The organism is Candidatus Fonsibacter ubiquis, from assembly GCF_002688585.1.
Lineage (GTDB): Bacteria > Pseudomonadota > Alphaproteobacteria > Pelagibacterales > Pelagibacteraceae > Fontibacterium > Fontibacterium commune.
In genome coordinates this window covers 66,520-85,014 of record NZ_CP024034.1, presented here as the reverse complement: position 1 = coordinate 85,014, position 18,495 = coordinate 66,520, and the positions used below count along the sequence as shown (strand labels likewise).

The following is an 18,495-nucleotide window of genomic DNA, read 5'->3' as shown; positions in this document are numbered from 1 at the left end:
TTCTCCCTATCCATTTAAAAAAATAATTTAAAGTCATCTCTAATTAAATCAACAGCCACCCAAAGAATAGATAAAATTCCAAGCCAACCCACCCATTTATGTTCTTTTAAATAAGTTGAAATGGCATTGGCAAGGGTGATCATCATAATGATTGAAAGTGTTAGACCAAAAATAAGTAATGTATAATTAGATTTTGCAGCACCTGCTACCGCAATCACGTTATCAAAACTAATGGTTAAATCTGCAACAATAATTGTTAAAATTGCGCTCCAATAATTTTTTTTATCGGTTTCTTTAATCAGCTGAGATTTTTTTATTTTTACTTGTTCAATTGGATTATCTTTTAAAATATCACCGTATAGTTTGTAAGCGATATAAAATAATAAAATTCCACCAAAGGTTCGTACCCCTTTGTATTGGAGAAAATAGGCAACAAAAACTGCAAATAATATTCTAAATAATACTGCAAGGGTTGTGCCAATGATTAAAACTTTTTGCCGAATTTTAGGATCAAATTGAGAGGCAACTAGACCAATGACGATGGCATTGTCCGCAGATAAAATCATATCAATTAATATGATCTTTATGGTCAGCCTTAAATCATCAGCGAAAAATTCCATGGAGTTATTGCTATAACAACAACTTAATATCGTCCCAAATTAAGTCTGCAGCAACCCAAAGGATAGAAAGCAAACCTAACCAGCCAATCCACTTATGTTTTTTTATATAAACTGAAATGGCATTGGCAAGGGTAACCATTAAAATAATTGCAAGGGCTAGACCAAATATTAATAAGCCATAGTTAGTTCCTGCAGCGCCTGCAACGGCAATTACATTGTCAAAACTTAAAGTGATATCTGCAATTACAACGGTGGTAATAGCTTTACGGTAATTTTTTCTCTCTTCTTCTTTAACTTGGTATTTATTTAATTCAGCACTTTGGTCTTTTTTCTCTTTTAAAATGTCCACATACAATTTGTACGCCACCCAAAATAATAAAATTCCTCCAATTGTTCGAATACCTTGAAACTGCATGAGGTAGGCGGTCATTGCAGAAAAAAGAATTCTAAAGACAACAGCTAGAGCTGTTCCAATGATTAAAACTTTTTTTCTAATTTCTGGATCAAATTGAGACGCAGCCATCCCAATAATCACTGCGTTATCCGCTGATAACACGAGATCAATTAAAATGATTTGGATGGTAATCCTAATTTCTTCTGAAAAAAATTCTGTCAATTTGAGTGGCTATATAATGTAATTGTGGCTATTTTTCAAACGCGCATCGAAAACCAACATAAATCGCATAAAAATCTGCTGGTTTAAATTGAGCTCCATTCTTAGTTGTATTACTTGAACTGTACCACCATGAAGAACCTGCAGTTAATGCAGAGTTATCTTTTCTATCTTTGGTCCATTCCCAAACATTTCCACCCATTGCAACTAAACCATTGATTCCCTCTGGCAATTTTAAAACGTCATAATGTTTTTTATAAGAGAGAAGATCGGTGGAGTTCATTTTCTCAGCTTTATCTCCACTTGGATAAGAATACGTTTTATTTTTCTCAAATACTTTTGAATCTAAAACTTGTGTGTAGGCTGCAGTTGACCATTCTGCAAAGGTTGGCAATCTGCCATTAATAAATTTACAATATTGTTCAGCTTCAAAATAACTAACGTGTACCGCAGGTTCGGTTAAGCTATCAGGATTTTTGCCGTAAGGAGTTTTGTAATTCCAATTCTTTCTTTTCTCCCAGCCAACACCATATTCATAGCCAAATCCTTGTTTTTCAGCCTCTGTTTTAAAATTAGTTTTGTTTGCAAAATTTGAAAATTCAGCAATTGTTACTTCATATTTTTGGATGAAAAAATTATTTATTTTTACCTTAGGATTTTCAAAGGCATAGGTTTTAATTGGAAATAAAAGAAAAATAAAAATTATTTTTAGTAAAACTTTCATTATGTTTCTAAATTATTTTTTCCTCCATCCACATGGATGATTTGGCCGGTGATCCAGCTACTATTAGATGATAATAAAAACTTTGCAGTTTCAGCTAAATCTTCAGGCTTTCCAACTCTTTTCATTGCATGTTTAAGAGGTATTTGTTCTGCAATTCTTGCGTTATCTAAAATAGGTTTTGCCATTTTGGATTGGGTAATACTTGGCGCAATACAGTTTATTCTAATTTTTGGTGCAAATTCTGCAGCTAAAGAAGTGGTTAATCCTTGAATGGCCCCTTTTGCAGTTGAGATTACTGAGTGCATATTAAAGCCTCGATCCACTGCAACCGTTGAAAATAAAACAATTGATCCATTACTTTCAGTAAGTTGCTTTTGTAATTTTCTTATAAAATGAATGGCTCCACTTACATTTAAGTTAAAAGTGTTAATGAAATCCTCTTCTTTTGTAGTTTGAAATGATTTCAAAACAATAGAGCCTACACAATAAGCAAGTCCTGAAATTTTTTCATTTTCAATATCTTTTAAACTTTCCTCAACACTTTGCAGATTTGTTACATCTGAACAAACCGAGTATTTAAAATTAGTTTCTGCTGATAATTTAGTTAACTCTGCTTCATTTCTTGCAATTAAGTGGCATTGGATATTGTCATTAGCATAAGATCTTGCAAGAGCTGATCCTGTATAACCAGTTGCGCCAATAATTACTATTTTGCCACTCATTAAATCAGTGTATATGCAATTTCATTATGTTTAAAGATTTTACTAAATGGATGAGCGATAGTGCGACGGTTTTGTTTGATGATACAAAAAATGATTTGCGAGCTTTACCTAAAACCGTAAGACTGCAAATTTTAATTGTTTTAAGTGCCCTTTGGTCCACTGCTTTTAGTGTGTGGGTTTTCACCGTTCCCATGTTTGTTTATGGTTGGCTTGGTATGTTTTTAGGCCATTTACTTTTGATTTTCGTTGCTTATTACACATTTAAACAATTTCAAGATATTAGAAGATTTAGAACAGATCCTAATTACCACACCCCTACTCGATCAAGACAAAATCTTTGGATTAATGGCAAACAAACGAAATTACCAAAGGATGATCCGGGCGGAGAACACGAGTAATTATTAATTAGTATTTCTTTTAATAAAATCTTCAGCTGCAGAATAAATTCTTTTCTTCTTTTCTTTATCCATCTTTTCTAAAATTTTAACCATCATGGATAATCTATAATTTTTTCCAAAAAATACCTTGTGCCTTTCAATAAACTTCCAGTACAATCCATCTAAAGTATCGCACCATTCACCTCGTTTAAAATCACTCATCTTAAGTAGATAACTTGAGGCACAAATGTAGGGTTTAGTTGCAAAAATTCCCCCATCACTAAATAAACCCATTCCATAAACGTTAGGCGCCATGACCCAGTCTGAAGAGTCTACGTACATTTCCATAAACCATCGATAAACCGATTTAGGATCGATTCCTGAAAGATTCATAATGTTTGCAACCACCATCAATCTCTCGATGTGATGTGACCAGCCATATTTGATGCAGTTTTTAATGGTGTGATCCAAGGGGTCAATTCCTGTGGTTCCATCATACCAACTTTTAGTTAATTTCTTATTGGATTTAAAAAAATTAGTATTTTCCAATTTGCTTTCATAATTTTGATAAATGCCTCGCATAAATTCACGCCAGCCAATAATCTGCCTCAAGTACCCCTCAAGACAATTTAGTTTTACTTTATTCGTTTTTGCATAGGCTAAGGTTTCACTCACGATTTGTTGTGGCGTCAAAAGTCCTAAATTAATTAACGGACTTAACATACTGTGAAATAGAATATGGGATTTGTGTGAAATGGCATCTTCAAAATCTCCAAATAAATTTAATTTATTTTTTAAAAAGTCAAAATATAAAGTTAAGGTATCTTTGCGGGTAGTTGGAAAATTAAAACTTTCAATTTCACCTGGATGATCTAGAAAATTTTTCTCTAAAAACTTTTTTACATTCTCAGTATGATTTGTTTGCTTAAAGGTGATGTGTTTTGGAATATTAACTTTGGGATCTAGTTTATTTCTATTATCCTCATCAAAACTCCATTTGCCTCCTAGCGGCTCGTTTTTACTCTTCATTAAAATATTAAATTTAATTCTTTGAATTTTATAAAAATTAGCCATGAATGGCTTTTTATTCGTTTGTAAATATTCTTTAAAATCACCACGGCTAGATAAAAACATGGGTGATTTTATAAAATTAAATTGAATTTTATTTTTGTTAAAAAAATTAATTAATTGTTTTTCAAAAAACTTATCTTCGACTTCAAATAAATCTACATGTTTAGTTTTAATTTTATTTATAAAGAATAAAATTTTATCTTCATAACTTTTTTTAAATAATTCGTGTTTGCAATCATAATAGGTAAGTGAAAAATCTGCCTTTTTTAATTCATCTGCATATGAACGCATGGCTGATAAAAAAAGTAATATCTTTTGACGGTGATGTTTGACGTAAGTACATAACTGATAATCTTCTGCCATCATGAAATGATGATCTTTAAAACTTTTTAAATGGATGGGTGAGAAAAGTTGATTGCCTAAAATGACAAAAGCTTTTGCTTTATGGATCATAGGAACAATAATTAATGTGCTCTAACCGTTGGGGCAAGTTTTATAAAGGAGGTGTCGATTTTAGATGAATAACGTCTATTCATTTTTGAGTTATTATTTAATCGTGCGGCTGCAACGGTAACCGCACCTCTGCCAAACTTACTATTTGTTTGATCAATAACTTTCATTAGGTGATCTAAATTTAAATTCTGATCAGAAAATAAATTTTTTTCATAGTGATCTTTAGGCTTTAAATCTGCAAAAATAACACCGGCTTTACTGTAAAAATAACCTTTAATATAAATATTTTCCAAAGCCTTTGCGCACACATTAGTCAGTTCTAAAGTGTTATTCGTTGCAATGGGTAAATCTATTTTTTGAACGCGCGATACATAATCTTTTTTAAATCGACTGGTTTTAATAAACACATAAACAGACTTTACAATTAAACCTTCCGATCTAATTCGCTCAGCCGCTGTCATGCAATGCATCACTACCGCTTCTTTTAAATCATTTAGTTCAGTAATGGTTTTACCAAAAGATCTAGATACGCAACAATTTTTCCTTGCTACATATTGAAAATTTAATGGAAAACAACATGTACCATTCAGTTCATGAATGGTTTTTAATACCACCACACTACTATTTTTTCTCACCCAATAATTATCTGCATATTTTAACTGATGGGCATTATGGAAATTATTGTTATTAAAAAATTTAGAAAGTTGTCTACCAATCCCCCACACTTCTTGTACAGGAAATGTTTTTAAAATTTCATCTACTTCATTTTTGTCTTTACTAATAAATTCCTCAACGCCTAATTTATTTTTCTTTGCTACGTGATTTGCAATTTTTGCAAGGGTTTTGGTATTTGCAGTTCCTATTGAAACTGGAATTCCAGTCCACTGCAAAACTACTTTTCTAATGTTTAAAATATATTCTTTAACATTATCCATTTTAATATTAGTTAAATCTAAGAATGCTTCATCAATGGAGTAAAATTCAATATCAGGTGAAAAATTTTTTAATATCTTCATCACCCGTCGTGACATATCTCCATACAATTCATAGTTTGATGAAAAGACTGAAACTTTATGTTTATCAATAAGTGGCTTTGCTTTAAAATAAGGCTCACCCATTTTAATTCCCGCCTGTTTTGCTTCCGTCGATCTTGAAATAATACAGCCATCATTATTAGATAACACCACCACAGGCTTTCTTCTCAAATCTGGTCGAAACAATCTCTCACAAGAAACATAAAAAGAATTACAATCGACTAAGGCGATAATTCTATTATTAATGGGCTGCATGAATAATATACGTTACAATTCCCCAAACATTCACATCTGAATTCTCACTAATTAAAATCTTCTCTGCTTTGTTTTTGATGTAAAAATTATTATTCTCTTTGATAATATTTTTAACTACTAATTCGTTATTAAAATTTATAATTGCAATACAATCGTTTTTTAAATTTAAACTTCGATCTACTACCAATAAATCTCCACTGGTGATTTTATGTTCAGTCATGGAGTTACCTTGTACGCGAATTAAAAAAGTTGCTGGAGGATTTTTTATTAACTCACTGTTTAAATCTATTTCATCTTGAACATAATCTGTGGCTGGCGATGGAAAGCCCGCTGATACTTTCTGCAATATTACTGGTATTTTCATAGTAAATATGTTCTTGTTTTGTTCTAAATACAAGATAAAGTAAAGTTAATAAATACAATTATTAAAATGCAGAAAAAATGTGCGCTAATTTTGCTCTTGGTAAAAGATACAAAAAAAGAGTAGTGCTTGAGCATCTTAATGGAAATGAAAATTCCAGAAGTTAAAGAAAAAAATAAAGGTTGGAATCCTTATGTGGCTGGAATTTGGCTTGGCTTACTTGCAATCGTATCTGTTTATTTAACAACAACTCTTTTAGGCAAAAGCACATACCTTGGTGCTTCAACAACATTTGTAAGAGCCGCTGGATTTTTATTTCAAACTATTGATCCTGAGCATGTGGCTGAAAATATTTATTATGCAAAAGAAAAAGTTAAATTAGATTGGCAATTTTTTGTAATCATTGGTGTGTTAATTGGAGCATTCATTTCATCAAAATTAGATAAAAGTTTTAAATTAGAACCTGTTCCTCCGGTATGGAAACAAAAATTTGGTGGCTCTGTTGTTAAAAGAGCAATCTTTTCTATTCTTGGCGGAATTGTTGCAATGATTGGTGCAAGACTTGCAGATGGCTGTCCAAGTGGACATGGTTTAAGTGGAATGATGCAACTTTCATTAAGTTCGTTTTTTGCAATGGCAATGTTTTTTGGATTTGGAATATTGGTTGCTAACTTTATTTACAAAAAATTATAATTATGACTATTGAACAAATTTTAGGACTTTTAACTGGTATCGCGTTTGGGTTCATATTACAGCGTGCTCGAGTATTACGTTATGAAAAACAAATCGGCGCGATGTTGCTTCAAGACATGACTATTTTAAAATTTATGTTGTCATCTATTCTTGTTGGAATGTGTGGAATTTTACTACTTCAAGATATGGGAATTATTACATTAGCTCATAAATCAATGAACTTTGGTGGTGTATTAATTGGTGGAGCTTTATTTGGAATTGGTTGGGCAATCATGGGATTTTGTCCTGGAACATCTGTTGGAGCAATTGGTGAAGGAAGATGGCATGCTATATTTGGTGCTTTAGGAATGATTATTGGCGCTGGAATTTATGCTGAGATTTATCCTTTCTTAAAAAATACAGTTTTATCTTGGTTGGATATGGGAAAAGTTGGAGTTGCTGATGTCCTTGGCGTTTCTCACTGGATGATTGCAATTATTTTTACTTTTGCAGTTTTGTTTTTGTTTAAGTGGTTTGAAAAAAAGAAACTTTAAATAACAAAGGAGATAACATGAAAGTAAATGTTGGAAATATAGATAGAATTATAAGAATTACTTCTGGAGTTGTTATTGTAACTTTTACGGCATTAGGAATGGTTAGTCCTTGGGGCTGGCTTGCAATTGGTTTAATTGTTAGCGGAATACTTAGAAATTGTACTCTTTATTCGTTACTTGGAATAAATACTTGTAAAAGGTAAGAGCCCGACGATTAATCGGGCCCTCAGTAAATTAACTAAAATTGTTCAGATTCTGTTGAACCACTCATTGCAGTGGTTGAAGTTTTTCCAGAACTTATAATTTGTGCGATGGTATCAAAGTAAGTTGTACCAACTTCTCGCTGATGTTTAACGGCAGTATAACCTTCTTTTTCAGCTTCAAATTCTTGTTGCTGAATTTTGGAATAAGCTGCCATTCCATCTTTTTTGTAACTTTGTGCAAATTTAAATACTGAATAATTTTGCACGTGAAAACCTGCAAGGGTAATAAATTGGAATTTATAACCCATCTCTCCTAATTTTTGTTGGAAAGTTTGCATTTCATTCTCTGTTAAATATTTCTTCCAGTTAAATGAAGGTGAGCAATTATAAGCAAGTAATTTACCAGGATATTTTTTATGAATTGCATCTGCAAATATTTTTGCTTCGTTTAAATCTGGTTTTGCAGTTTCGCACCAAATTAAATCGCAATAAGGTGCATAAGCAAGACCCCTTGAAATAGCCTGCTCAATTCCATCCTTAACATAATAAAAACCCTCACTGGATCTTTCGCCTGTTAAAAAAGGTTTATCATTCTCATCGCAATCACTGGTAATTAGTTTTGCAGCATTAGCGTCAGTTCTTGCAAGAATTACTAATGGAACATTCATTACTCTAGATGCAAGTCGTGCAGCTTTTAAATTTCTTATTGCATTTTGAGTTGGGATTAAAACTTTTCCTCCCATATGTCCGCATTTTTTTTCTGCAGCTAATTGATCTTCAAAATGAACTCCAGCGGCTCCTGCTTTTATAAATCTTTTAGTAAGTTCATAAACATTTAATGGACCACCAAAGCCTGCTTCTCCATCTGCAATAATTGGCATATGATAATCAACACTATTTTTTGGATCCATCTTCCCTTCCAATACTTCCATGTATTGAATTTGATCTGCACGCATTAAAGCGTTGATCATACTTTCAACTAATTTTGGTGCGCTATCATATGGATATAGACTTTGATCAGGATACATCTCGCCTGCTGAATTTGCATCCGCTGCAACTTGCCAGCCTGATAAATAAATGGCTTTTAAACCAGCCTTTGCATGTTGAACGGCATGGTTACCTGATAATCCTCCTAGAGTATTAATATACTTTTCTGTATTTAATAATTTCCAAAGTTTTTTAGATAAATTTTTTGAAACTGTGTATTCAACATTAAAAGTTCCACGAAGCTTTTCAACATCCTCCTCGGAGTAATTTGAAATTAAACTTTCTAATCTATTTTTAACTAGAGTATCGGTTGTATTAGGCATTATTAGATCCACCGTTATTATTTTGTTTAACCATGGATAATTTTGCCTCTAAATAATTAATAAAAGACTGGCCTGTTTTATAGACAGAGGATACGGCGTCTGTAAAAATTTTTTTCTCAAGATTATTCATAGCTTTTACATTGTCTGCGTAGCTATTAGTTTCATTGTAGCAATCATCGTTATATGAAACGCAGTTGCTTTCGATATTGTGTTTTTCTCTATGTGTCATAATTATCCTCTCTGGTTAATAAATTTACAATATTTACATTCGATTTAATTTCAAACATTAATGTTGAAAATGCTTGTAAATTTGTCACAAAAATTTTAAAATTATATTTACAATTTGAAAATTTTGTAAATTTTTATGAGCAAACAACTCGGTTTTAAGATCAAAACAGCGCGTAGAAAGCTAAATATTAGCCAAGGTGACCTTTCTAAAAAACTTGAAATTTCACCAAGTTATTTAAATCTTATTGAGTCTGGAAAAAGAAAAGTAAGTGCAGATTTACTTATTAAAGCATCTGAAATTTTAAATCTTGATCTTAAAAAATTATCAACGGACGATAATTTAAATTTGGTCCATGATTTACAAGAATTATTAAGTGATAATTTATTTGAAGATTTAGATATTACTAATTTAGAAGTTAAAGATTTAATAGAAACTAACCCATTAATCTCAAAAGCTCTTATTCGTTTAGGCGATGTTTATCGTAAAAAAAATTCTGAAATTTATGATAAACTTGAAGTTATTTCTGGTGAAAATGTAGCCAATCCTAAAGCCACATTTCCAGGTGAAGTCGTTTCAGACTTTTTGCAAGAGTATCAAAATTATTTTCCAAAATTAGAGGAATATGCAAATAAAATTTTTAATCAGGTAAATAGAAATTTAAGAACACGTCATGTTTTGTTAGTAGAATATTTAAAAAAACACCATAAAATTGAAGTCGTAGATGTTGTTCCAAAAAATGATGAATTTTTCTTAAAACGATACGTTCCTGAAAAAAAAACATTATATCTTTCTGATTACTTAACTTTAGACACTAAAAAAATTTACTGTGCTGCTCAAATTGTTCAAACCGAGGCTTTAGAATTAATTGAGGGTTATCTTAAAGATTATAACTTTCCATCTGATACAGCAAAAAAACTTACAACTATTTCTTTAATCAATTATACCGCCGCTGCGATTTTAATGCCTTATAAATTATTTTATGAAGAATGCAGAAAACATCGCTACGATTTAGAATTATTGCAGCATACTTTTTCAGTTTCCTTTGAGCAAGTTGCCCATCGCGTAACTTGTTTGCAAGATCCTAAAATGAAAGGAATACCTTTTCATATGTTAAGAACTGATATTGCCGGAAATATTTCAAAACGATTATCGTTATCCGGTATTCAAATTCCTCGTTATGGCGGAGCTTGTCCGCGATGGAATATTCACTCTGCATTTATGTTGCCAGGAAAAATTCACTGTGCGCTTTCTAAAATGCCGGATGGTGAAAAATACGTGTGCATTGCCCGAACTATTGAAAAAGGTATAGGTCGCCATGGAATCTATCGAAGCATTTTAAGTATTGGCCTAGGTTGTCAGGCAAAATATGCAAAAGATTTTATTTATGCGGATACTCTAAATATAAAAGATGAAAGTGCTGCAATTGCAATTGGAGTAAATTGTAGGACTTGTCCTAGAATGGACTGCCAGCAAAGAGCCTTTCCACCAATTAACAAAAATTTAGATATTAATTTAAATAACAGAGGCGCATCTGCCTACGTTAGTAATTAAAATTTGAATATTTTGATAAAAATTTAACAAGCTCTTGTAAGGTCTGTTTTGGTGCTTCCTCTGCAATAAAATGCTTACAATTAAAGTCTTTTCCTTCAACTTTTTTAGTTGTGTATTTTTGCCAAACTTTTAAGGGCTTAAATTTTTTACCCACTCTACCATTTTTGCCCCATAATACTTGTAAGGGAATATTTAATTTTTTATTTAAATCTTTTTTATCGTGAACTAAATCGATAGTTGCTCCTGCTCGATAATCCTCACAACTTGAATGTATTCTTTTATAATCTTTAAAATATTTTAAATAATATTTTTCAACGCCTTTAAAATTAAATCCACCCGACCATTTTTTAAGACAATAATTAAGCCAGGTTTTTGGATCTTTGCTGATAAAATTTTCTGGAATAAATTTTGGCTGAATTAAAAAGAACCAATGAAAATAATTTGTAGCAAAGTCTTGATCCGTTGCATTATACATATCTAAGGTTGGACAAATATCCATCACACTTAAAGCTATAACTTTATCTCGGTAATCCCTTGCAAGTCTATGAGCAACACGTCCGCCTCGGTCATGGCCTCCAAGTAAAAATTTTGAATAACCAATTTTATCCATTAACTGCACCATGTCTTTTGCCATTTCTCTTTTTGAATAATTAATATGTTTATCATCACCTTTGATCACAAAACTTTGTCCATAACCTCTAAGATCTGGAAGTATGACTGTAAAATCTTTTGCAAGTTCATCTGCTATTTTATTCCACATATAATGATTTTGTGGATAGCCGTGCAATAATAATAATGGCGGACCAAAACCACCAATACGATAAAAAATTCTACCCTTATTTACTTTTTGGAATTTTTTTTCAAAACTTTTAAACAAGAAACTATTTCCACTCAGGTTTTATTTTTTCAAAGAAACTTTTTATTCCTATTTTTTTATTTTCACTATCAAGTAATTTATAAAAAGTTTGTCTTTCATCTTTCAATGAAGCATCTTTATTTATTAATCTTTTAATCTCAACTAAACTTGAGAGGGGTTTTTCTGAAATTGATTTTAATATTTTATGAGAACCTGCTTTAAATTCATCTGCTTTTAAAACAACACTAACAAAGCCAATATTTTGTGCTTGTTGAGCAGTGATCATTTCTGCGGTCATACATAGATAATTGGCATTATATTTACCTGCAGATCGTTTTAATCTTTGTGTGCCACCAATGCCTGGTATTAAGCCTAAATTAATTTCAGGTTGTGAAAACTTTGCATTTTCTGATGCAATAATAAAATCGCAAATGAGTGCAAGTTCCATTCCCCCTCCCAATGCATAACCCTCTACCAATGCAATAACGGGTTTTTTAATATTGTAAATTTCATCAAAGGCATCAAATAATTTTTTCTCTGCTGCTGTATTTTTAGTTAAAGAATCTAATTCTTTAATATCAGCCCCTGGTGAAAATAATTTTTGATTACCCTCAATTGCAATACATTTAATAGCATTGTCTTGATCAAAGTTTGTAAGAGCCTGCAGGATCTCCTTGGAAGTTTCAATATTTAGCGAATTTTTATCGGCAACTCTATCGATTTGAACAAAGCCAACGGCTTGCTCAGCTCTTACTTTAATATTCTTAAAATCCATTAAGAATTATTTATGATCAATAAAATTACGTTCAATACACATCGCAATTCCCATTCCGCCGCCAATACAAAGAGTAGCAAGTCCTCTTTTAGAATGAGTTTTGATCATCTCATGAATTAAAGTTACTAAAATTCTAGCACCCGATGCACCGATTGGATGACCGATTGCAATCGCTCCACCGTTTACATTCACTTTATCAATGGTCCAGCCCATTTCTTTATTCACCGCAATAGCTTGCGCTGCAAATGCCTCATTTGCTTCGATTAAATCTAATTCATCTTCACCCCAGCCTGCTTTTTTAAGTGCAAGACGTGAAGCTGGTATTGGGCCTGTTCCCATAATCGATGGATCAACACCACATACCGCCCATGAAACAATTTTAGCAAGGGGTTCAATACTATGTTGTTTTGCAGTTTTGCCAGACATTAAACTTACTACTGCAGCACCATCGTTTAATCCTGATGCGTTTCCAGCAGTTACCGTTCCATCTTTTTTAAATGCAGGTTTTAATGCTTCTAATTTTTCAATTGTTGTTCCATCTTTTGGATATTCATCTTTATCAAAGATAACATCTTGTTTTTTAACTTTTACAGTTACAGGAACAATTTCGTCCTTAAATTTTTTACCTTTTATTGCATCAATTGCTTTTCTTTGTGAAGCTGCTGCAAAAGCATCTTGATCTTTTCTAGTAATTTGAAATTTTTGTGCAACGTTTTCTGCTGTTACACCCATGTGATATTGATTGTAAACATCCATCAATCCATCAACGATCATTGAGTCCTGTAATTTAGTGTCACCCAACTTCACACCATTTCTTAGATTAATAAAGTGTGGAGCATTGCTCATGCTCTCTTGTCCACCTGCGATAACAATATTAGCATCACCGCATTTAATTGAATTATAACCAAAGGCAACGGAAGCAAGTCCGGAGCCACATAATTGATTAATCGTCGTTGCAGTTTTCTCAACAGGTATTCCTGCATGGATTGCAGCTTGTCGAGCAGGATTTTGTCCAACACCTGCAGCTAAAATTTGACCCATGTAAACTGTATCAACTTGATCAGGTTTAATTTCTGATTTTTCTAAAGCTTTTTTTATTACTTCAGCGCCTAATTGCGGAGCCGTGAGAGAAGAAAGAGAGCCACCAAAGGACCCAACTGCCGTTCGTACTGCACTTGTTATTACAACATCATTATCATTCATTTTTATTATTTCTCCCTTTCGTTTAAATTTGGTTATTACTGCATGTACTGGCCACCATTTATTGAAAAAGTAGCGCCGGTAATGAAGCCTGCTTTATCACTTACTAAATAACTTGCCAAGGCAGCAATTTCATCAGGCTCTGCAAGTCTGCCCACAGGAATTTGACCTACAATTCCTTTTAAAATTGTTGGATCAATTTTTTTAACCATATCTGTTCCCACATATCCTGGGGCAATTACATTTACAGTTATTCCCTTGTTCGCATTTTCCAATGCCAGCGCCTTTGAAAATCCAATTATTCCAGCTTTAGCAGCTGAATAATTTGTCTGACCCACTTGTCCTTTTAAACCATTAATAGAACTAATAGAGACAATTCTTCCAAATCCTTTAGCTCGCATTTTTTCAATTACATTTCGGCAGATATTAAAAAGTGAATTTAAATTCGTATTGATGACTGAATTCCATTCTTCAGGATTCATTTTATGTAAAAAACGGTCTTTAGTAATTCCAGCGTTATTGATAACAACTTCTATGTCACCGTATTTTTTTTCAACTTCAGCAACTGCAGATTTACAACTTTCAAAATAAGATACATCTGATTTTATAACTTCAATACCGCTTTGTTTTGAATATGCTTGTGCGGACTCTTCTTTGCCCACATAGGTAGATACTACCCTAAAACCCTCATCTTTTAATTTTTTAGCAATAGCAGCACCAATTCCTCTTGTTCCGCCTGTGACTAGTGCAACTTTAGACATTTGAAAAGGGCTAAAATGTTAATTTTTTAAAAATTATACTTGAGTAAATTTTAAATTACTAGTTAGATTTTGATTTAATTTAGAGAGATTTGGCTAAAAATAAGGGGAGATTTAGCCAAATACTCTCTAATTTTCTGAGTTAAAAACTAATTAGTTTTTAACAGAAGCTTTTTTACCTTCTTCTTCAATTACTTTTTTGATTTCTGTTAAACCTTCTAAAAGTCTTTTGTTAAGAATTTCGAAAGATTCTTTTGCAGTTTTTTCTGCAATTTTAGAGAAATCATTAGCAATATTTTGAGCTTCAACGATTGATTCTTGGATCAATTCAATTGACTTACCAGCTGATTGCTGAGGATTTCCCTTAGCTAATTCAGATGTTGCGTCTTTTGCACTAGAAATAGCTTTGTTTAGTACTTCTATTTGCTTTTTAGCAAGTGCATTGTAGCCTTCAAATAATACTTTAGATGCGTTAGCAAAAGTTTCTAAAGTTTTCTTTTGAGCATTGATTAAACTCTCAGAATTACCATCTACTGTTGGCATTTTAAGAGCAGATAACATCTTTTGAAAATCAAAGAATTCAAAAGGATTGTTTATATTTGTCATCATAGTTTACTCCTTTAATTATTTAATGAGTTATATTTATGTTGCAGTGCAATATAATTCAAGTGTAAAAATGAATAATTATGTTAAATTACTGTTTTTATTGATTTTTTTCTTTTGCAATCGCAATATATAAATATTGCGCTAGCACATATAGGTTATTACTCTTACGATAATTATTAAGCTATTATCAAAATCATAAAATGACAAAAAAAGAGAAAGATAAAGGACCAGATAAGATTAACTTTGAAGATTTAAGCAGTGTCTTTGAAAACAATCTAAAGATTTACAATCAATATGTAGATTCATTTAAAAATTTAGGTTCTAGTCAAAATAATTTTCCAACATTTCCCTTTAACAATCAAAGTAGCAATAATTTCACCATGAGTGATTTATCTAATTTGATTGCTCCGACGATGAATAAAATGATGGAGTCATTTAAAAATTTCTCAACTGAAATCCAACAGAATCCAAATGTATATTTTGACAGTCTTAATAAATGGGTTTCACAAATTGCTAATTTAAATTTTTATTTTGTAACTCGTGCCTCAGGTGGAATGGCAAATCCGGTGATCTTTGAAGAAAAATCTGACAGAAGATTTTCAAATGAAGAATGGAAGACTAATCTTTTTTTTGATTTTATAAAACAGTTTTACTTAATAAGCGCAAATTTCATGAACAACTTGATTGAAAATATTGAGTTTAAAAATCCAAAAGATAAACGCATCATGCAATTTTATTTAAAACAACTAAATAGCGCTTTATCGCCTTCTAACTTTGCATTTACTAATCCTGAAGTGTTGAAAAAAACGGTGGATGAAAAAGGAAATAATTTAGCTAAGGGCTATGAAAATTATAAAAAAGATTTTGAAAAGCATCCAAACAAACTTTTTATTCAGCAATCCAAAGCAGGTGAATTTGAAATTGGTAAAAATTTAGCGACAACAAAAGGTAAAGTTATTTTCAAAAATAATCTTTTTGAACTAATTCAATATGATTATGCTACCGACCAACAATATGCAAAACCTATGCTCGTTATTCCTCCATTTATTAATAAGTACTACATAATGGATTTGAACGAAAAAAAATCCATGATGAAATATTTAGTTGATAAAAAATTTAATACTTTTTTAATCTCTTGGAAAAATCCTGACGCAAGTTCAAGAAATATTTCTTTTAAAGAATATATTGAAGATGGAGTATTAGAGGCATTAAGAGTTGTTTGTGAAAAAACAGGCTCTAATAGTGCAAACATTGCTTCCTACTGTGTTGGTGGAACTCTTGCTTCTTTAGCTCTTGCCTATCTAAAAGTTGTCCCAAATAAATATAAAATTACGAGCGCAACATACTTTGCAAGTTTAATTGACTTTGAAGATCCGGGTGAACTTGGAATATTTATTACAGAGGAACAGATAGCAAGTATTGAAAATCAGATGAAAAAAACTGGTTACTTCGATGGCAAAGATATGGCTGCAGCTTTTAACTTTTTAAGGCCGGTAGATTTATATTGGAATTACGTTGTAAATAACTACTTACTTGGCAATGAGCCAACCGCATTCGACATGTTGCATTGGAACTCAGACTCCACTCGTCTTCCTGAAAAAATGCACTCAGAATATTTACGCTGCATGTATTTAAATAATTTAGTTGTGAAAAATAAATATAAGATTGGGGATGTAGAAATTGATTTATCTAAAATAGATACGCCAATCTTCTCCGTTGCAACAACTGAAGACCATATCGCTCCTTGGCGATCGGTTTATCAAGGTCTTAATGCCTACAATTCACATATTAATTTTGTACTAGCAAATTCAGGTCATATCGCTGGTATTATTCAAGGAACAGAAAATAAGCCAGGCAAACTTCATTTTTACACAAAAAAATTTGAAAAAGGGAAAACGCAAGACGAATGGTTCAATAGCGCTAACAAGGTAGATGGTTCCTGGTGGCCAGTTTGGGTTTCATGGCTTGCAGTTAATTCTGGTCAATTAAAAAAGTCCTCTGAACTTAATGCAAAAAACTTTGAAGTGCTATATGAAGCACCTGGTCAATACGTAAAACAGTCATGATTGAAATTAAAAAATATTCAAACCGAAGATTATATAATACCGAGACAAGCGCTTATATTACATTAGATGATATTGTGACTTTGATTAAAAAAGAATTAGATTTTAAAGTTACAGATGTTGATACGCAAAATGATATTACATCGACTATTTTGACACAAATAATTTTAGAAAAAGAAAACGCAGGAATTAATCTAATTCCAGCTCATATCCTAAAACAAATCATTTTATTTAATGAAAATAAAAAAAGTAACATGATGTTTGATTTTTTAACAAATACAATGAATGCAGCAAATACTAGTAATTTTTTTACAAAAAGTTTTCCAAATTTTACTGATTTTAATTTTTTTAACTTTGGACAAAAAACCGATAATAAAAACTCCGCACCACCTGCTGCTAATGATGACAAAAACATTGACGATTTAATGACGCAAATTGATAAATTAAAAAAAGAAGTTCAGGAAATTAAAAATCAAAAATAATTTAAATTAAATTTACAAGGTGTTTTGCATTAATAAAAGCGCTTTCTGCATTTCCTCCTGAAAACCAATCACCACAAATTCCAAGTCTTAAATCCTTATCCCAATAACACTTAGCGGTATCCAAATTGATACTGTAGGCATAAAGCCAGCCATGAATGTCTGAATAGTGAATATTATCTTTTTTAATATCTATTTTTAATTTCACAGAAAAACTCCTTAACATCTCATCAATTAAACTTGGCTTGTTATTTCGATACTCATAAATATTTTTAATTGCATATTTTAAGGATGATTGAATTGTCCATAATTCTAAATCCTTATTGATCAAACTCTTCTTCTTTGTATTTTCATTAGCCGCAAATCCTAAAACATCGTCATTTTCGAAACTAATTGCACTTAAATTAAGGTTCAAACTTTTATTAAATGCTACCATCAATGTTAAGTTAGGTTGCATATTATAATTAAGTTTTAAAAAATAATTATCAGTAAACTTTTTTGTTAAATTATAGGCCTGCTGATAAGGGGCTGTGATGATTACAGTTTTATAATTTTCTTGAGTATTATCTTTAAAATTTAATAAAAAAAAATCATTTTTTTTTTCAAGACTTTTTAACTCTTTATTTACAAAAACTTTTTTATCTTTAAATAAATTTTTAACTAATAAATTATTCCCATTTTCATTAATTATTCTTTCTTTATTTAAATCATCTTTGAGCTGATCGTTTTGAAATATTTTAAAATTTCCTTGCCAAACAGTGTGGTCACCTAAGAACTTTTTAAATTCATTATTTTCACTCTTGATATATTGAAGTCCATGATCAAATAGGCCAACATTATCAACTCTTCGAGTGGAACAGCGACCGCCTACACCTCTGGACTTTTCATAAAAATCTAAATCGTTCTTTAAAAAATATCCAATGGTAGCAGCTGAAAATCCTGTGCCAATAATTGCAATGTCTTTCATTAATAATTGAGATTATTAAATTATATTAAAAGTTACGAGTAA

At 31.5% G+C, this 18,495-nt stretch carries 22 protein-coding genes; 7 read left to right on the top strand and 15 right to left on the bottom strand.

Annotation, left to right across the window (positions count from 1 at the left end):
* Window positions 1–14: 14 nt before the first annotated feature.
* Genes CR143_RS00430 through CR143_RS00415 form a run of 4 tightly spaced genes read right to left on the bottom strand, consistent with a single transcriptional unit; the run spans window position 15 to window position 2,679 of the window.
* The gene (locus CR143_RS00430; protein WP_099339889.1) at window positions 15–620 is read right to left on the bottom strand and encodes a YjbE family putative metal transport protein; all 606 of its coding nucleotides are present in this window, start codon (window positions 618–620) and stop codon (window positions 15–17) included.
* Window positions 621–630: 10 nt separating this feature from the next.
* On the bottom strand, window positions 631–1,236 hold the full coding sequence (locus CR143_RS00425) for a YjbE family putative metal transport protein (protein WP_099339888.1): 606 nt from the start codon (window positions 1,234–1,236) through the stop codon (window positions 631–633).
* 28 nt (window positions 1,237–1,264) lie between these two features.
* On the bottom strand, window positions 1,265–1,957 hold the full coding sequence (locus tag CR143_RS00420; RefSeq protein WP_099339887.1) for a formylglycine-generating enzyme family protein: 693 nt from the start codon (window positions 1,955–1,957) through the stop codon (window positions 1,265–1,267).
* Window positions 1,957–2,679 carry an SDR family NAD(P)-dependent oxidoreductase gene (locus tag CR143_RS00415; RefSeq protein WP_099339886.1) on the bottom strand — a complete coding sequence of 241 codons (723 nt, stop codon included), beginning with the start codon at window positions 2,677–2,679 and terminating at the stop codon, window positions 1,957–1,959. The genes CR143_RS00420 and CR143_RS00415 overlap by 1 nt, the downstream gene beginning before the upstream one ends.
* Window positions 2,680–2,705: 26 nt before the next feature.
* Between CR143_RS00415 and CR143_RS00410 the strand changes: the two genes are divergently transcribed.
* On the top strand, window positions 2,706–3,077 hold the full coding sequence (locus CR143_RS00410; protein ID WP_099339885.1) for a hypothetical protein: 372 nt from the start codon (window positions 2,706–2,708) through the stop codon (window positions 3,075–3,077).
* A gap of 3 nt (window positions 3,078–3,080) precedes the next feature.
* On the opposite strand, the gene CR143_RS00405 is transcribed toward CR143_RS00410, so the two are convergent.
* From CR143_RS00405 to CR143_RS00395, 3 genes are read right to left on the bottom strand one after another with little or no spacing between them, the layout of a single operon-like run.
* A complete protein-coding gene (locus tag CR143_RS00405) occupies window positions 3,081–4,580 on the bottom strand; it encodes a cryptochrome/photolyase family protein (RefSeq protein WP_099339884.1) in 1,500 nt (499 codons plus the stop codon).
* An 11-nt stretch (window positions 4,581–4,591) separates the two neighbouring features.
* Window positions 4,592–5,869, bottom strand: a complete 1,278-nt coding sequence (locus CR143_RS00400; protein WP_099339883.1) for a Y-family DNA polymerase — start codon at window positions 5,867–5,869, stop codon at window positions 4,592–4,594.
* On the bottom strand, window positions 5,856–6,233 hold the full coding sequence (locus CR143_RS00395) for a LexA family protein (protein ID WP_099339882.1): 378 nt from the start codon (window positions 6,231–6,233) through the stop codon (window positions 5,856–5,858). The genes CR143_RS00400 and CR143_RS00395 overlap by 14 nt, the downstream gene beginning before the upstream one ends.
* A 138-nt stretch (window positions 6,234–6,371) precedes the next feature.
* On the opposite strand from CR143_RS00395, the gene CR143_RS00390 reads away from it, so the two are divergent.
* The 3 genes from CR143_RS00390 to CR143_RS00380 are packed head-to-tail and all read left to right on the top strand — an operon-like array spanning window position 6,372 to window position 7,659.
* A complete protein-coding gene (locus CR143_RS00390) occupies window positions 6,372–6,923 on the top strand; it encodes a YeeE/YedE thiosulfate transporter family protein (protein ID WP_099339881.1) in 552 nt (183 codons plus the stop codon).
* A gap of 2 nt (window positions 6,924–6,925) precedes the next feature.
* Window positions 6,926–7,456, top strand: coding sequence for a YeeE/YedE thiosulfate transporter family protein (locus CR143_RS00385; protein WP_017943663.1), 531 nt, complete (start codon window positions 6,926–6,928; stop codon window positions 7,454–7,456).
* A gap of 17 nt (window positions 7,457–7,473) precedes the next feature.
* The gene (locus CR143_RS00380; RefSeq protein ID WP_099339880.1) at window positions 7,474–7,659 is read left to right on the top strand and encodes a YgaP family membrane protein; all 186 of its coding nucleotides are present in this window, start codon (window positions 7,474–7,476) and stop codon (window positions 7,657–7,659) included.
* 35 nt (window positions 7,660–7,694) lie between these two features.
* On the opposite strand, the gene aceA is transcribed toward CR143_RS00380, so the two are convergent.
* Complete coding sequence (gene aceA, locus CR143_RS00375) at window positions 7,695–8,969, bottom strand: isocitrate lyase (protein WP_099339879.1); 1,275 nt, start codon at window positions 8,967–8,969, stop codon at window positions 7,695–7,697.
* Complete coding sequence (locus CR143_RS00370) at window positions 8,962–9,198, bottom strand: hypothetical protein (RefSeq protein WP_099339878.1); 237 nt, start codon at window positions 9,196–9,198, stop codon at window positions 8,962–8,964. Before CR143_RS00370 ends, aceA begins: the two co-directional genes overlap by 8 nt.
* Window positions 9,199–9,333: 135 nt before the next feature.
* Here CR143_RS00370 and CR143_RS00365 point away from each other — a divergent pair, with 135 nt between their 5' ends.
* The gene (locus CR143_RS00365; protein ID WP_099339877.1) at window positions 9,334–10,749 is read left to right on the top strand and encodes a helix-turn-helix domain-containing protein; all 1,416 of its coding nucleotides are present in this window, start codon (window positions 9,334–9,336) and stop codon (window positions 10,747–10,749) included.
* Here CR143_RS00365 and CR143_RS00360 read toward each other — a convergent pair.
* The 5 genes from CR143_RS00360 to CR143_RS00340 form a co-directional block, all read right to left on the bottom strand.
* Window positions 10,739–11,626 carry an alpha/beta hydrolase gene (locus tag CR143_RS00360; protein ID WP_099339876.1) on the bottom strand — a complete coding sequence of 296 codons (888 nt, stop codon included), beginning with the start codon at window positions 11,624–11,626 and terminating at the stop codon, window positions 10,739–10,741. The two genes, CR143_RS00365 and CR143_RS00360, sit on opposite strands and share 11 nt — an antisense overlap.
* A gap of 4 nt (window positions 11,627–11,630) precedes the next feature.
* Window positions 11,631–12,380: an enoyl-CoA hydratase/isomerase family protein gene (locus CR143_RS00355; RefSeq protein ID WP_099339875.1), complete on the bottom strand. Its 750-nt coding sequence runs from the start codon at window positions 12,378–12,380 to the stop codon at window positions 11,631–11,633.
* 6 nt (window positions 12,381–12,386) lie between these two features.
* Window positions 12,387–13,583, bottom strand: coding sequence for an acetyl-CoA C-acetyltransferase (locus CR143_RS00350; RefSeq protein ID WP_099339874.1), 1,197 nt, complete (start codon window positions 13,581–13,583; stop codon window positions 12,387–12,389).
* 35 nt (window positions 13,584–13,618) lie between these two features.
* On the bottom strand, window positions 13,619–14,341 hold the full coding sequence (gene phbB, locus CR143_RS00345) for an acetoacetyl-CoA reductase (protein ID WP_099339873.1): 723 nt from the start codon (window positions 14,339–14,341) through the stop codon (window positions 13,619–13,621).
* 150 nt (window positions 14,342–14,491) lie between these two features.
* Window positions 14,492–14,947: a phasin family protein gene (locus CR143_RS00340; protein ID WP_099339872.1), complete on the bottom strand. Its 456-nt coding sequence runs from the start codon at window positions 14,945–14,947 to the stop codon at window positions 14,492–14,494.
* A 197-nt stretch (window positions 14,948–15,144) separates the two neighbouring features.
* Between CR143_RS00340 and CR143_RS00335 the strand changes: the two genes are divergently transcribed.
* Together CR143_RS00335 and CR143_RS00330 are read left to right on the top strand one after the other, a co-directional pair.
* Window positions 15,145–17,010 (top strand): PHA/PHB synthase family protein, encoded by a 1,866-nt coding sequence (locus CR143_RS00335; protein ID WP_099339871.1) that lies wholly within the window; start codon window positions 15,145–15,147, stop codon window positions 17,008–17,010.
* A complete protein-coding gene (locus CR143_RS00330) occupies window positions 17,007–17,489 on the top strand; it encodes a polyhydroxyalkanoate synthesis regulator DNA-binding domain-containing protein (RefSeq protein ID WP_099339870.1) in 483 nt (160 codons plus the stop codon). The genes CR143_RS00335 and CR143_RS00330 overlap by 4 nt, the downstream gene beginning before the upstream one ends.
* A gap of 1 nt (window position 17,490) precedes the next feature.
* Here CR143_RS00330 and CR143_RS00325 read toward each other — a convergent pair whose 3' ends face one another.
* Window positions 17,491–18,453, bottom strand: a complete 963-nt coding sequence (locus tag CR143_RS00325) for an NAD(P)/FAD-dependent oxidoreductase (RefSeq protein ID WP_099339869.1) — start codon at window positions 18,451–18,453, stop codon at window positions 17,491–17,493.
* Window positions 18,454–18,495 lie beyond the last annotated feature (42 nt).

Excerpts from the sequence above, each read along its gene's own strand:
- CR143_RS00365 (WP_099339877.1), top strand. The coding sequence starts at position 9,334 with ATGAGCAAACAACTCGGTTTTAAGATCAAAACAGCGCGTAGAAAGCTA.
- CR143_RS00340 (WP_099339872.1), bottom strand. The coding sequence starts at position 14,947 with ATGATGACAAATATAAACAATCCTTTTGAATTCTTTGATTTTCAAAAG.
- CR143_RS00330 (WP_099339870.1), top strand. The coding sequence starts at position 17,007 with ATGATTGAAATTAAAAAATATTCAAACCGAAGATTATATAATACCGAG.
- CR143_RS00405 (WP_099339884.1), bottom strand. The coding sequence starts at position 4,580 with ATGATCCATAAAGCAAAAGCTTTTGTCATTTTAGGCAATCAACTTTTC.
- aceA (WP_099339879.1), bottom strand. The coding sequence starts at position 8,969 with ATGCCTAATACAACCGATACTCTAGTTAAAAATAGATTAGAAAGTTTA.
- CR143_RS00380 (WP_099339880.1), top strand. The coding sequence starts at position 7,474 with ATGAAAGTAAATGTTGGAAATATAGATAGAATTATAAGAATTACTTCT.
- CR143_RS00410 (WP_099339885.1), top strand. The coding sequence starts at position 2,706 with ATGTTTAAAGATTTTACTAAATGGATGAGCGATAGTGCGACGGTTTTG.
- CR143_RS00385 (WP_017943663.1), top strand. The coding sequence starts at position 6,926 with ATGACTATTGAACAAATTTTAGGACTTTTAACTGGTATCGCGTTTGGG.
- CR143_RS00370 (WP_099339878.1), bottom strand. The coding sequence starts at position 9,198 with ATGACACATAGAGAAAAACACAATATCGAAAGCAACTGCGTTTCATAT.
- phbB (WP_099339873.1), bottom strand. The coding sequence starts at position 14,341 with ATGTCTAAAGTTGCACTAGTCACAGGCGGAACAAGAGGAATTGGTGCT.
- CR143_RS00430 (WP_099339889.1), bottom strand. The coding sequence starts at position 620 with ATGGAATTTTTCGCTGATGATTTAAGGCTGACCATAAAGATCATATTA.
- CR143_RS00400 (WP_099339883.1), bottom strand. The coding sequence starts at position 5,869 with ATGCAGCCCATTAATAATAGAATTATCGCCTTAGTCGATTGTAATTCT.
- CR143_RS00355 (WP_099339875.1), bottom strand. The coding sequence starts at position 12,380 with ATGGATTTTAAGAATATTAAAGTAAGAGCTGAGCAAGCCGTTGGCTTT.
- CR143_RS00415 (WP_099339886.1), bottom strand. The coding sequence starts at position 2,679 with ATGAGTGGCAAAATAGTAATTATTGGCGCAACTGGTTATACAGGATCA.
- CR143_RS00390 (WP_099339881.1), top strand. The coding sequence starts at position 6,372 with ATGGAAATGAAAATTCCAGAAGTTAAAGAAAAAAATAAAGGTTGGAAT.
- CR143_RS00325 (WP_099339869.1), bottom strand. The coding sequence starts at position 18,453 with ATGAAAGACATTGCAATTATTGGCACAGGATTTTCAGCTGCTACCATT.
- CR143_RS00335 (WP_099339871.1), top strand. The coding sequence starts at position 15,145 with ATGACAAAAAAAGAGAAAGATAAAGGACCAGATAAGATTAACTTTGAA.
- CR143_RS00350 (WP_099339874.1), bottom strand. The coding sequence starts at position 13,583 with ATGAATGATAATGATGTTGTAATAACAAGTGCAGTACGAACGGCAGTT.
- CR143_RS00420 (WP_099339887.1), bottom strand. The coding sequence starts at position 1,957 with ATGAAAGTTTTACTAAAAATAATTTTTATTTTTCTTTTATTTCCAATT.
- CR143_RS00395 (WP_099339882.1), bottom strand. The coding sequence starts at position 6,233 with ATGAAAATACCAGTAATATTGCAGAAAGTATCAGCGGGCTTTCCATCG.